The organism is Priestia sp. JV24 (assembly GCF_025910025.1).
Classification (GTDB): domain Bacteria; phylum Bacillota; class Bacilli; order Bacillales; family Bacillaceae_H; genus Priestia; species Priestia megaterium.
Genome location: NZ_JAPCIN010000062.1, coordinates 1 through 12,824 on the forward strand (window position 1 = coordinate 1; position 12,824 = coordinate 12,824).

Here is a 12,824-nt window from a genome sequence, read left to right on the forward strand (position 1 = left end):
AAGCTACTAGAGAAATATTATGAGCAAGATTACACCGTGAAAATCCTACAAGACACCCACAATATTATTAACCTCTTATTAGAACAATTACTAGTAGTTAGGGCGGATATGTCACTGGACACCGTATCACGGGGTAGAACGTTGTCATATATAGCTAAAACTATAGTGGACATAAAAACAACCAGCGAACTAGAAAAGCAAATACAGGAATTAGCAGCAGAGTTAGAACGATTACGAGACAGATAGGGGGCGTTTGTTATGGGACGAGGTGGACGAGTAAGCCAGCGCACGGCGGCTGTGTATGCCATGCAAAAACAAGCGGCATTACATGAAACCGAGCGCCAGCGGCAAGAGCAACGAGCAAGAATAGAGCGAAGTATGCGCCAGCTTGAATTTAAGGAAGCTATGACCATGCACCGAGTGAAAGAAGAATATGGGAAGCGATTAACCAAGCGACTTATTAATTTAAGCGCCAAGTCATTAGGGGAAAATACACTTGTAGGCATGGCTTCACTTTGGGGGTTCCCAGCAGATGAACACGGAGATGTAGTGCGGCGTGGCGCATTCCGCAAAACCATTCTTGAAAAGATCAATAGAGAAGGTGGCGGCATTCCGCTTTTAGACAGCCATATTTATGATGCGGCGCATACCATTGGGACGGTCTACAAGGCAGAAGAAACAGAAGAAGGGTTAAAGATATGGGCACGTTTAAGCACAAGCCCTACAGCGTTAGACATTCGCCAAAAGATGCAAGAAGGGCATGTATGTAAACTATCAATTGGCTACGACGTCATAAATGAGAGTTATGGGCGTGACCCCGACACTAAACAACAAGTGCGCTTTCTGAATGAGGTTAAATTATTCGAGGTTAGTGTTGTGCCGATTCCAGCCAGTGACCGTACCAAGGTATTAGAGATTAAGAGCCGCAAAAAGGAGCACACGCTGCCCGCCATTAAAACAGTTATGCGCCGCTTAATTGACAAACTGGATGAAGAAGACAAGCAATTAATTGCAATGGATATAGAAGAACATTTAGAACAAAAGAAGATAGAGCGCCGCAAACTACGAAAAGCATATGGCATTTACAGTATTAACGAACGGAGGTAAAGGACATGAGAAGAAATTTTTATAATAAGGCACGCCAAGCGGAAATAACAAAAGCATCAATAGGAAGCAAGAAAGCAGAAATACAACACCTGTCCGTACACTTGGAAAATCAATTAGATAAAGTTGAGCGGTTGCGTGTGGCATATGAACACGCCCAAAGAAAAGGTAATAGCGAACAGTTGCATTGTGCGAAAACTGCATATGAACGAAGTCGAGAAAAAGCGGAACAGCATAGGAAAGTAATTGAAGGGTATCGTCGATCTATTGAGAGGTTGGAAGTGCAGTTATAGCGGGGGTGAGGGCTATGGACAACGATAACAAACATTTTGAACGAATGTTAAAGCGGGCACAAAAGGATATGCGGCACGCCAAGCAAGCGAACGGCAAACGCACCATGACCGATAGAGAAAAGCGGGAGGACGCCGAGCGCCGCCGCCAACGCCAACTGAAATGGTAACAAAATAAGGAGGATTATCTTGTGTTTTATTTTAAAAAAAGGAGCGGATACAAATGGATGAAATGATTCAGCAAATGCAAGATATGTTTGAGGAATTAGCAAGCCAAGACAAAGACGCCGCCATTACTTTACTAGAGGGATTAACGGATTATATGGCGCAATTAAACGAAGCACCCGACGAAGGTAAAACCCACAATAAACCAAACGTGCCGCTATATAATCGAAGCCCTGAGTATGAAGCCACGCCAAACCACAAAAGCATTTTCCGTGATTATTTAAGAAATGGCGATAACGAATAATGAACGCCGAGCAATTAACCAAACTTTACACAGAATTATACACACCGATTACACACACACCACGAAACGAACGAGAGCGCCTTATTTTGCGTTTTCAAATGCAAATAAGGGCAAAGTATGACATGGGAGAAATAAACGCCATAGCGGCGAAACAGAAACGGACAAGATACGAAGCCGCCAAGATAGAAGCATTCTCTATTCTTTCGGAGCAATACGCCATGGAGTTAATACACATTGATAAAAAGGTAGGTGGTAAACATGGCGGATAATTTAGGCGAAGCGTTGGTAGAGATAAAAGCGGATTTATCCAAGCTACGAGAAGGACTAGGACAAGCTAAAACAGACACCGAGCAAGCCACAAAACAAATGAGCGATAGCACACGCCGAGCGGGCGACGAAATGGGTAAAATGGGTGGTAAGCTTGACGCTATTAGAGACGCGGCGGGCGGCATATTAGGGGTTTTCGGTGGGCTAGCGGCGGCAATAACGGCGGCGGGCGGTGCGGCTATTGTAAGCGCCGCTAAGTATGAGCAAACCGAAATGGCATTTACTACTCTATTAGGGAGTGGGCAAAAGGCACAAAGTTTTTTAAAAGATTTAGCTAACTTTGCCGCCAATACGCCATTCGATTTAACAGGATTACAAAGCAGTTCACAACAGCTATTGGCATTCGGGTTCCAAGCAAAAGACGTTATTCCAATTATGACAAGTGTAGGGGATTCGATCAGCGCTCTGGGTGGAGGAGAAGAAGAAATTAGCCGTGTCGTGGCGGCACTAGGTAAAGGATTTTGCCTAGTATAAAGCGGGCAATATCGGTGAAGTCTAAACCATTTTTAATGGCATGATAATACCGAGATAAGCGGAGGAAGTAAAGAGCCGCCGCCATCGTAGAGCATAGCGGGCGAACCTTCACAATGAAGAATATAACCCCGCCAAGAGTGTCCGCAACCTTCAAAGGTTAAAATGTATGCCGACCTTATAGGAAACTATAAGAAGTAGAGGATAAAAAGCCTTTACGATAACAATGTGCAAATCCAAGCTAAAGGGAAATTATCCACCGAAGAACTTTTACAAATGACTGAGCTAGGTATTCCAGCCTTTAAGATACTACAAGAACAATTAGGTTTAACAGGCGACCAACTCCAAACGAAATTACAGCAAGGCGCCATTAATGCCGATACAGCCATTCAAGCATTATTAGCGGGAATGGATGAAAACTTCAAAGGTTCCATGGCGGCGCAATCACAAACGTTTTTAGGAACATGGTCAAACATTTCAGACCAATTTAGCCAAATCATGGCGGGCATAGGGCAAGCATTGATAGACGGCTTAAACCTAGATGCGGCATTGGCAGCAGTGGCGGATTTTGGAAGCCAGTTCTTGCAAACGATGAACGCCGAGGGCATAAGCGCCGCCTTACAGCAAATGATTCCCGATACAGTGAAAGAAGCTGTTTTAGGGTTAGGGGGAGCTATAACGGGTGTGTTGATAGCGGCGATTGTAGCAGTAACACCAGCCGCATTAGCATTGTTTGGAGCGTTAACACCATTCATTGCTATTGGTGCCGCTATAGGTGTAGCCATTGGCGCATTGTGGGCGGCATGGGATGATTTAGCTAAGTTGTGGAATGACACAGTTATGCCGATATGGGATAAAATCAAAACCGCCTTTTCTGATGGCATGGAAACAATACGACAAAAAGGCGGCGAAGTATTAGATTGGTTTACAGGAAAATGGGATGCATTCAAAGAAAAGCTAGTTGAAATGTTCCCTCAACTATTAGAACTGGAAAAAGCATGGGATAATTTTACAACACAAGTAAAAGAAACAGTGGGTGGATGGATTGATTGGATTACGGGGAAATGGGATTCTTTGACATCCACATTGAAGGATTTATGGAACCAATTCACGGGCGGAATGGGCGAAGATACAGACAGCAAATTTGGGAAAATAAAAGATGTAATTACATCGGTACTAGATACGATAGAGGGCGCTATATCAGGGTTCGTAGAAACCGTAAAATCCTTTTGGGATGAGTTCGGCGGAACTATTACATCTATTGCTAGTACAAGTTGGGATTCAGTCAAACAAATCATAGGCACAGCGCTAGATAACATAGTCGAAGTACTGAAATTTGCCACCAATATATTGCAAGGAGATTGGAAAGGCGCAGGTGAAAACTTACAGAATATTGCAAAAAATATGTGGGAATTAATAAAAGGTTTGTTCAGTAATAACATGAGTATTATTAACACCATTGCATCCAAAGGGTGGGAATTGTTAAAAACTGTAACTTCCAAGGTTTGGGATATAATTTCCACTAAAATTTCAGACAAGTGGGAAGACATAAAATCCAAAGCAAAAGAAAAGTTAAGCACCATGTTAACTGATGCAAAAGGAGCGTTCCAAAAAATTAAGGATACAGCATTAGAGAAAGTTGGCACCATGAAAGATAAAATTGTTTCCAAGTTTAAAGAGATTGCTAGCTCTATTGGTACATCTTTTAAAGAACGGGTAACGTCGGGAATAACAGCGGCGTTAAACGCTTTAATTGACAAGGTAAATGCCGCTATTAAAAACATAAACGGCATGATTAGCAAATTTAATAGTAAATCACCAGTAGATGCGCCAACCATTCCAACTATTCCACGACTAGCCAAAGGAGGAACGATTACAGGAAGCGGATTAACAATGGTAGGTGAGAGAGGCGCCGAGTTGCTACAGCTACCAAGAGGGGCAAGAGTAATGCCGCTAACGCCAAGCCAAAAACAAGGCGGTAGTATAGCGGGATTAGGACAACGGGAAATGGCGCAGATCGTAAACAACTTTACAACTATGGTAGGAGCCGAAGAGATACAACAACGGGTAGAGAGAGCACTGCGAAAGTTTGCGCTGAATGTGGATTTTACAAGCTTCTAAAGCACAGTACAAGAAGCCTTATCTTGTGTTTATTTACGAAAAGGGGGAAATTTGCCGATGTTAACATTTAAAAATAAGTATCCTAGTTTATTAGAGAATGAACAGTATAAACAAGGAATAGAACGTCTGACAAATTTAATGCGCCGTAAAGAGAAGTACAAGCACACCAGCACATACACCATTAAAGCGCAGTTTGAAGAGAAGCTACACCAATTGCAAAGAGAGAACCAAATTGCTCAAATGACAGACGACGCTGAAATGGAGAAGCTAACAAAAGCTAAGTATTTAGCTACACAAAAAGAATACGAGGAAACATTATTAATAGATTCGGCACTTGTATCCCAACGTAAGAAGCTAGAAGGTATGTACAAAGGAGATTTACAGCCGATTAGGGATAAAGCCGCAAAGATGGAAAAAGACGTCTTAAAACGAATGTTAGCGGCGTTAGAGGAACTAAACGGAATTATAAAGGAGTATGACGAATTAAACGAAGCATTAACACAACCAACGCCCAACGATGTGATTGGTAGAAAGATAACAGGAATACAGAATATAAATTGGGCGCAACCTGTTTCTTTCAAGGAAGATTTAAACAACTTTAAAAACGAATTAAAAGAGAACGGAATTATTGTATGAGTAAACAACGCATTCGTAAAATGTTAGGGGATTTACGGCAAGAAATGGAACGAACCCCAAACAAACGGGCAACAGAACTGGAATTAAGGATACATGAAATTATATTTAAACATCTTGCATTAGTGGGAGAAGCGAACGGCGAATATGAGACAGGCAGTGAAGAATATCACGAACCAACGGAGCCGCTAACAGACGAAGAACAAGCCATATGGGAACAATACGTAAAAGAGAGCGGCACCGACGAACAGTTAAAAATGTATCAATCTGTATTCGATGATATGAGTGAGGGGGAATAACGCATGAAGATACCAACGGAAAATAAATTGTATACCAAGTTAGAACAAAAGGAGCGGGAAGCAATAGCGCTCCAAAAATCTGTGGAAGCCATTAACAATCATATGGAGCAAGGGGCGTTATTCCATGATGTTCACTGGAGAAACAAACGACTTGAAGCAATAGATCGATTTAAAAAAGTATACAGCGAATATTTAGATTTATTAGAGGGAAAGCAAGATAAAAGCAAAGGGAAAAGATAGTCGAAAGCTAGCAAGAAAGAAAGGTAAAAGCTAGCAAAAAGCAATATGCTATATATGACGTCAAGGAAGATGCTTTCATTATGCTAACGGTAATTGTTGGTATAGGGGAAAGTATCTTCCTTTTTTATTTGCTATCTTTCGACTAACAAATATGCTAAGACCACACTAATATCAATGCTTTTACTATGCTAGCATTAAGTCTAGGTGGTGAGTTAAAGCTGTATTACATATGGATTACGTACAAAAATAAAACGTGACACAAACAAAAACAGGATGTATTATAAAATCACAGTACAAGAAGTGTTATCTTGTGTTTTTGACCTAGACCAAGAATGACACGGAAACATGACACACAAACCCAAACTAAAAAAGGAGAGTTAGGAGCCTATGAGCACAGCGGTAGCAATTAAAGAACAAGGGGAATTAATAACAGGAAGAGAGCAACACGCCCAAGCAATAGAGTACATGAAGGATTTTGATGTTAATGATTTAGGGCTAGAAGCATTAGTACAAATATGGATTGGAACCAAAGCAGAACGAACAAAAGTTTTATACCGTCGAGAGGTTGAAAGGTTCTTTTCATTCTTTGATAACTACGAGCCAAAGGTATACAACGAAATGCATTTGAGGATTTTCCACCAGAACATGAGAGAGAAAGGCTATTATGAATTAGTTCGAAACAAAGACGGTTCTTTCATAAATGACGACGGTACACTACATTACAAACTGGACAAAGAAGGAAACAAGATCCAAAAATTTTATTCAGCTTATTCAGAAGCACATACGATTCGTATTATACGAGCGTTCTTTTCATTCATTCACAAAATGGGATATATCGAACGCAACCCTTATGCAATCTATAACGACAAACCAAAGACGCACAACAAAGAGAGATTAAACGAACGTATTGTAACAGCGACGGAGATTTTAACAATGATTGGATTAGAAAAGAATAAGCGTAACAAATTAATGCTTCAAATGTTTTATTATGGCGGGTTCCGCTTAAATGAGTTAGCGAATTTACGTTGGTCTAATATTACGTTCTTACATGAAGCAGGGAAAATAAAAGTGAATTTCCTTGCAAAAGGTAGCAAGCCTAGTCAAATCTATATTGACGGTTTAAACACTGAACTTTTAGTGTTAAAAGAGAAAAGCAACGGCGCAGATGATTTTGTATTTAAATCACAAAAAGGCGGAAAGTTGGACAATTCACGCATTCACACAATAGCAAAGAACGCCGCAAAGAGAGCGGGAATTAAACAAGAGTTTTCTTGTCATTGGTTCAGACATTGCCACGCCAGCCATGCATTAGCGGCAGGGGCACCAATACACGAAGTACAAGCACAGTTAAACCATTCGTCGCTTGCTATTACGTCGGTATATGTTCATGTCGGAAACGAAAGTACATCAAGTTCTTATTTACCACGATAAGCAAGGGCACATTTATAGAGAGGGGCTAGGGATAAAGTGAAAGTAAGAGAGATACTAGAGCGCACAAAAGAAGAAGATATAGCAAAGATCGGTAAAGAGCTAGATGGATTCGGCAAGGAATCATTAAGAGAAACTTTAAAATCAATAGGATGCACATTTACAAGTGGTATAGCTGGATGGCGTTTTATCGGGGACGACGACAGCACACTAGACAAAAGTATTTATGATTTCCCGAAGGTAACAAAGAGTGGCACGAAGTCACCAAGACAGCCAAAGAAAAGAGTTGTGCAAAAGATTAAGATACAGGAGCAAGAGAAGCCCGAAGCGGTACAAGCACCAATAGAGCCGCTAAATGAAACGATGAATAACGAAGAGTTAGACAAACAGCTAGATAAAATAATTTCATACAAGACAGAAAAACACAACCGCACATACCGTGGATATTATTTTGATGCGGATATTATAAACATGCTAGAATCAATTGAAAATAAAAGCGACTTTATCAATCTTGCATTGCGTAAAGTTGGAAAAGATAAAGGATTATTATAAATAACACCGTTAGACGCATTTTAAAGGGGCATGTAGACGTTTTAATAGTTTTGAATGGTTTAGTATTAAGAGGGCAATAAAAAAAGCCTAAACGAAGAGTTTTTAGGCTATAAGGAAAGGGGATTTACCAAGCGAATAAACAACTGCAATTCGATAGGTTAATTCATGGGATAACATGGAAAAACCAAGAATTATAAAAATATTTTAGCAGACAAAGAAAAATAAAACAGCTAATAAATTTTGTCAATCTAAGAGGGCTTATCTTGTGTTTTCATCAAACAAAAGAACGGCAACCCATACAAGGGGCACCGCTCTTTTGCAGACCTTGACGACACACAAAACCTATTACCTTATTGAATGATGCAACGACAGGTAAGGCAGTATGAAGGGAGCCACCTTCATACACCATAAATCTATGCTAAGAAAAACTTAATACAACAAAAGAAAAAAGCGGTTCCTGATGCTAACGCAAAAGGAGCCGCTTTTTCCTGCTTATTTCTTGTTCGATAATAAGGAATTTACTTATTGAGAACAAAGAGAGTTAGGTTGATTATAGCGAAATAGTCCGAATCTTGGAATAACGACAGGTTGTCAAAAAACAATATGATAGCCTTTACGACAATTTAATAGTGTATTAGAATTAATTCAACAAAATAAACAGGTGGAATAAAATTTAAACAAAATAAATAGGTTGCACCCACCCAACGCCGCCACAGCAATTAAGAGTTACAACCTACACTACTACCAAAAACAAAGGAGTGCTAATTTACATTAGCGGCTTCAAAGTTTTAAGTAAATGCTATTAAATTAGCGATAAGACAATAATAAACGACAATCGAAAAAAAATCAATACATCAGAAGATTGTCTTTTGTCTATATTGGTAATTAATACATAAATCTAAAGGGTAGTAGTGTAGGGCTTAACCCGCTCATACATTGCTATCTTTTTTGCGTTATACGGGGCACCATGTAGGAGAGAAGAAGAATGAAAGAGTTAAACAAATATACGACGTTTAAAAACAAAGAAGCATTTAACGAACATGTAAATGAAATTCTACGAGAAGCACCGTTAAATAAAACAGAGCGGTTGACCCTGCAAACACTTGCTAAGTATTCAGTTAAATATTTAGGGGTTTCATGGATGAAGATTGAAACACTAGCAAAGGCAATCGGTAAATCAGTAGACACTGTAAAAAAGATTCTTAGAAAGCTAGTACAAATGAAGATCATTAACCGTATTCCACAAGACAGAAACCAAAGGGGAAGATTCGGGGCGTGGGTAACTGTTTTTTCACCGAAATTACCCGCCGTTTTTACCCGTGGTGAATCCGAAAAAAAAGCCGAAAAGCCTTGTCATAATAGCGTTTCAGAGTTAGACGAAAAACTAGATACCATTATTTTAAAACAAAATACATTAGACTTAGATACACAACAGCAATATGAAGAAAAATTAGCTGTTCAAGAACTAACTACCAAATCTTTTTATAAGCTTGTAAAACCTTATTTACAGTCTAGTGAGATATTCAAGTTATATAACTACACACAATCTATATACAGAACGCTAAACAGCAAATACGGCGTTCAATTTGAGTATGACAGCAAAATGACCAAAACAGCAGTTAAACGTACAGTTATAGCCTATAAAAGTCGCAGAATACAAGGTAAGTTTGAAAACTATTATTACAGTGTTTTAGCGGATTTATGGGACAAGAAGTATAACAGGCACTTATTGAAATTGCGTAGAAAGAACAAGTGTAATTTACATGATTGGTTAAGCATGGATAATACCGAAATGAAATCCGCGCTAACTAGGTTAACAAGCCCACATAAACAAAATAATCCCGCCTATTCACGAAAAGTTTTGGATGAATTGGGGGTTTATTAAGCAATGGAACAAATAAATATTTATGTCCGAGTTAGCCAGCAATACCAGCAAGACAATGGGGCTATTGCTACGAATTCGGAGGCAAGGGGTATTTGATCTTAGAACATGCAAAAGGCACAAAAGAGGTATATATAAGTATTATTAAAGCATTGAAGGGTGTTTCAGCAAGATTGCTTTTCAAAGAGTTCCCACAGCTAAAAAAGAAACTATGGGGAGGTCATCTTTGGAATCCTTCTTATTTTGTGGCAACTGTAAGCGAACAAACAGAAGCACAGATACGACATTACATTCAAAATCAAAAAGCGAGGTGAGACCAGTGATTGTAAACAAAGCATATAAGTTTCGTATCTATCCAAATAAGGAACAAGAAACCTTAATTGCTAAAACAATCGGCTGTTCTCGTTTTGTATTTAATCGCTTTTTAGCACGTTGGAATGAAGCATACAAGGAAACGGGCAAAGGATTGACATACAATTCTTGTTCAGCAGAATTAACACAACTGAAAAAGGAATTAGTATGGCTAAAAGAGATAGATAGTATTTCCCTGCAATCCACACTCAAGAACCTTGCTGATTCGTTCACTCGTTTTTTCAAGAAGCAAAATGATGCACCACGTTTCAAGTCCAAAAAGAACAGAGTACAGTCCTACACAACCAAGCAAACGAACGGAAATATTGCCATTGTAGGCAATAAAATCAAATTGCCGAAACTTGGTCTTGTTCGCTTTGCAAAAAGTCTTGAAGTACATGGTCGTATTCTTAATGCTACTGTTAGACGTAATCCAAGTGGCAAATACTTTGTATCCATTCTTGCAGAAACAGAACTGCAACCGTTAGAAAAAACAGGTTCTTCTATTGGTGTAGATGTCGGATTAAAAACCTTTGCAACCCTTTCAGATGGAACAACATACGAAAATCCAAAATGGTTTCGTAAACTTGAAGAAAAATTAGCGAACGCACAGCGTATCCTTTCCAAACGTGTGAAGGGTTCTTCAAATTGGAACAAACAACGTGTTAAGGTTGCAAGAATCCATGAAAAAATCACTAACGCACGAACAGATTACTTGCAAAAAATCTCTACTGAAATCATTAAAAACCACGATGTAATTGGTGTTGAAGATTTGCAAGTAATTAATATGCTGAAAAACCACAAGTTAGCCAAAGCGATTAGTGAAGTGTCTTGGTCACAATTCAGAACAATGCTTGAGTACAAAGCGAAATGGTATGGCAAAGAAGTAGTTGCTGTATCTAAAACCTTTGCAAGTTCTCAGCTGTGTTCGTGTTGTGGCTACCAAAACAAAGACGTTAAGAATCTAAACCTTCGTGAGTGGGATTGCCCTTTTTGTGGCACACATCACGACAGGGATATTAACGCAGGACAAAACCTTAGAAACGAAGCTATAAGACTTCTAACCGTAGGAACTACGGGGGGTAGCCTAATCAATTAGAAACCGATAGGTTTCCGTACTTAGGAATCTCACGATTTCAATCGTGAGTAGTTCAAATCAGCGAAGAGGAAAACAGGGGTGCAGCCGTTGCTATCGGAACATAGACAAAAAACAAAGTGTATAGCTATCAAAGAAAACACAGCTAACAACATAAAACACAAGATAACCTAGCTTGTAATGTTATATCAACAACCCCAATTTTTCAGTAACGATTGGAAAACATGGAAACCATTACACATGAAAAACTTTATATTTTTTAAACCCCGAAAATGTCGGGGTTATTTGTCGTTTCATTAGCTATACATAAGCAAATCGCACATTGACAAAAGCAATTTTGTGCCGAGTAGAAAAGTGTAGGAAATAGAAGTAGGCAAACAAAATGGGGGTAAAAAAGTTGAATTTACTAACACGAAAAGAGATAGCGGCAAAAGCAGATTTACAGAATAGCCAAAATCAAATTATTTTAGCGGCTAGCAAATTCATTGAAGCCAAACAAAGCGTAGGCTTGCCGATAGAGTAGGAATATTTCGCAATGTGATGCAAGTAAAAAAACAAATGGAAGCCGCCGTAAATACTAGACAAGCTAACGGGGCGTTATGGTATAATGAAGTCAGAAAGTATGAATTTCAGAAAATCGGAAACAATAGAGGGGAGCTTGCATAGTATGGCAATAGCAACACCAAAAAAGGGAGTTGGTCATGTGAGAAAAGAGCGCATTACATTGCGTAAGCGTGGGCAAGTCACATTGTCAAAAGACATATTAGACCATATTAATATACACGAAGGCGAATCAATCGAAGCACGATTAGAAGAAGACGGCACAGTACGTTTAGTCCCTATGGTTCAAGTGCCAGCAGATCAAGCATGGTTTTGGACTGAAAAATGGCAACGTGAAGAAGAAGAAGCAGAAAAAGACATAAAAGAAGGAAATGTAAAATCATTCAGCAACATGAAAGACGCAATTGCGTGGCTAGACGAGGACTAAGCGAATGACATTTGATTTTACGAACCGATTTAAAAGATCAAGAAAGAAGATAGACCCACAATCTAGGAAGCTTATTGATAATGCATTAGTAAAGTTTGAAGAGGATTATTCCCACCCGTCACTAAACATGAAAAAGATGGAAGGGTACAAAAACCCCGACGTTTGGGAAATCAGAGCAAGCAAAGAGTTACGATTAACATTCGAGTGGATAAAGCCCGATACGTTTAAATTCCGAAATTGTGGACACCACGACGAAACATTAAAAAACCCTTAAACCGTTCATTACGAGCGGTTTTTTTGTTGCCACAAATACATATCAAGGGAAGTTATCTTGTGTTTTTGGTGCCGAGTATTTGAAATACGTTCGGAAATTATCCGATGTTTATACGATGTTTAAGGAGGTACGGACGGTGCCAAAAAACGTTGCTAAAATAGGGGTAGACATAAATTTTATACGTCAAAGGGAGGGGGTTTAAGTGCATGAGTGAGGACGATAAAAAGAAAAAATATCACCGAGAATATAAGCGGCGACAGCGGGCGGCAAAAAAGAATGAAGTCATAGACGAAGCCGCC

The 12,824-nt window shown here is 39.3% G+C and carries 18 protein-coding genes and 1 pseudogene; all 19 read left to right on the top strand.

All coding sequences use genetic code 11. The features are described from left to right. On the top strand, nt 1–246 hold a 246-nt coding region (locus OK414_RS29460; protein ID WP_264363573.1), incomplete at its 5' end, for a hypothetical protein. 165 nt (nt 247–411) lie between these two features. Beyond that, complete coding sequence (locus OK414_RS29465) at nt 412–1,107, top strand: HK97 family phage prohead protease (RefSeq protein WP_263046310.1); 696 nt, start codon at nt 412–414, stop codon at nt 1,105–1,107. A gap of 5 nt (nt 1,108–1,112) precedes the next feature. Continuing rightward, a complete protein-coding gene (locus OK414_RS29470; protein ID WP_263046311.1) occupies nt 1,113–1,397 on the top strand; it encodes a hypothetical protein in 285 nt (94 codons plus the stop codon). A gap of 14 nt (nt 1,398–1,411) precedes the next feature. Next, on the top strand, nt 1,412–1,564 hold the full coding sequence (locus OK414_RS29475; RefSeq protein ID WP_263046312.1) for a hypothetical protein: 153 nt from the start codon (nt 1,412–1,414) through the stop codon (nt 1,562–1,564). A 53-nt stretch (nt 1,565–1,617) separates the two neighbouring features. Further along, a complete protein-coding gene (locus OK414_RS29480) occupies nt 1,618–1,863 on the top strand; it encodes a hypothetical protein (RefSeq protein ID WP_263046313.1) in 246 nt (81 codons plus the stop codon). Next, nucleotides 1,863–2,132 (top strand): hypothetical protein, encoded by a 270-nt coding sequence (locus OK414_RS29485; protein ID WP_263046314.1) that lies wholly within the window; start codon nt 1,863–1,865, stop codon nt 2,130–2,132. Before OK414_RS29480 ends, OK414_RS29485 begins: the two co-directional genes overlap by 1 nt. A gap of 97 nt (nt 2,133–2,229) precedes the next feature. Then, nucleotides 2,230–2,664, top strand: a complete 435-nt coding sequence (locus tag OK414_RS29490) for a tape measure protein (protein WP_264363574.1) — start codon at nt 2,230–2,232, stop codon at nt 2,662–2,664. Between the two features lie 225 nt (nt 2,665–2,889). Then, the gene (locus tag OK414_RS29495) at nt 2,890–4,782 is read left to right on the top strand and encodes a tape measure protein (RefSeq protein WP_263046299.1); all 1,893 of its coding nucleotides are present in this window, start codon (nt 2,890–2,892) and stop codon (nt 4,780–4,782) included. Between the two features lie 57 nt (nt 4,783–4,839). After that, nucleotides 4,840–5,418 (top strand): hypothetical protein, encoded by a 579-nt coding sequence (locus tag OK414_RS29500; RefSeq protein WP_263046300.1) that lies wholly within the window; start codon nt 4,840–4,842, stop codon nt 5,416–5,418. Then, a complete protein-coding gene (locus OK414_RS29505; RefSeq protein WP_263046301.1) occupies nt 5,415–5,714 on the top strand; it encodes a hypothetical protein in 300 nt (99 codons plus the stop codon). Before OK414_RS29500 ends, OK414_RS29505 begins: the two co-directional genes overlap by 4 nt. Before the next feature lie 3 nt (nt 5,715–5,717). Further along, entirely contained in the window at nt 5,718–5,954 is a 237-nt protein-coding gene (locus OK414_RS29510) for a hypothetical protein (RefSeq protein WP_263046302.1), read from the top strand. Between the two features lie 387 nt (nt 5,955–6,341). Then, on the top strand, nt 6,342–7,385 hold the full coding sequence (locus OK414_RS29515) for a tyrosine-type recombinase/integrase (RefSeq protein WP_263046303.1): 1,044 nt from the start codon (nt 6,342–6,344) through the stop codon (nt 7,383–7,385). Between the two features lie 36 nt (nt 7,386–7,421). Further along, nucleotides 7,422–7,934 carry a hypothetical protein gene (locus OK414_RS29520; protein WP_263046304.1) on the top strand — a complete coding sequence of 171 codons (513 nt, stop codon included), beginning with the start codon at nt 7,422–7,424 and terminating at the stop codon, nt 7,932–7,934. 985 nt (nt 7,935–8,919) lie between these two features. Further along, nucleotides 8,920–9,819 carry a helix-turn-helix domain-containing protein gene (locus OK414_RS29525; RefSeq protein WP_263046305.1) on the top strand — a complete coding sequence of 300 codons (900 nt, stop codon included), beginning with the start codon at nt 8,920–8,922 and terminating at the stop codon, nt 9,817–9,819. Between the two features lie 134 nt (nt 9,820–9,953). Next, nucleotides 9,954–10,130 (top strand): annotated as a pseudogene (gene tnpA, locus OK414_RS29530) (IS200/IS605 family transposase); the annotation flags it as partial. A gap of 5 nt (nt 10,131–10,135) precedes the next feature. Then, nucleotides 10,136–11,266, top strand: a complete 1,131-nt coding sequence (tnpB, locus tag OK414_RS29535; RefSeq protein WP_263046306.1) for an IS200/IS605 family element RNA-guided endonuclease TnpB — start codon at nt 10,136–10,138, stop codon at nt 11,264–11,266. 394 nt (nt 11,267–11,660) lie between these two features. Next, nucleotides 11,661–11,786 (top strand): hypothetical protein, encoded by a 126-nt coding sequence (locus tag OK414_RS29540; protein WP_263046307.1) that lies wholly within the window; start codon nt 11,661–11,663, stop codon nt 11,784–11,786. Nucleotides 11,787–11,930: 144 nt separating this feature from the next. Continuing rightward, nucleotides 11,931–12,251, top strand: coding sequence for an AbrB/MazE/SpoVT family DNA-binding domain-containing protein (locus OK414_RS29545; protein WP_263046308.1), 321 nt, complete (start codon nt 11,931–11,933; stop codon nt 12,249–12,251). Between the two features lie 4 nt (nt 12,252–12,255). Beyond that, nucleotides 12,256–12,525, top strand: coding sequence for a cytotoxin (locus OK414_RS29550; protein WP_264363575.1), 270 nt, complete (start codon nt 12,256–12,258; stop codon nt 12,523–12,525). Nucleotides 12,526–12,824 lie beyond the last annotated feature (299 nt).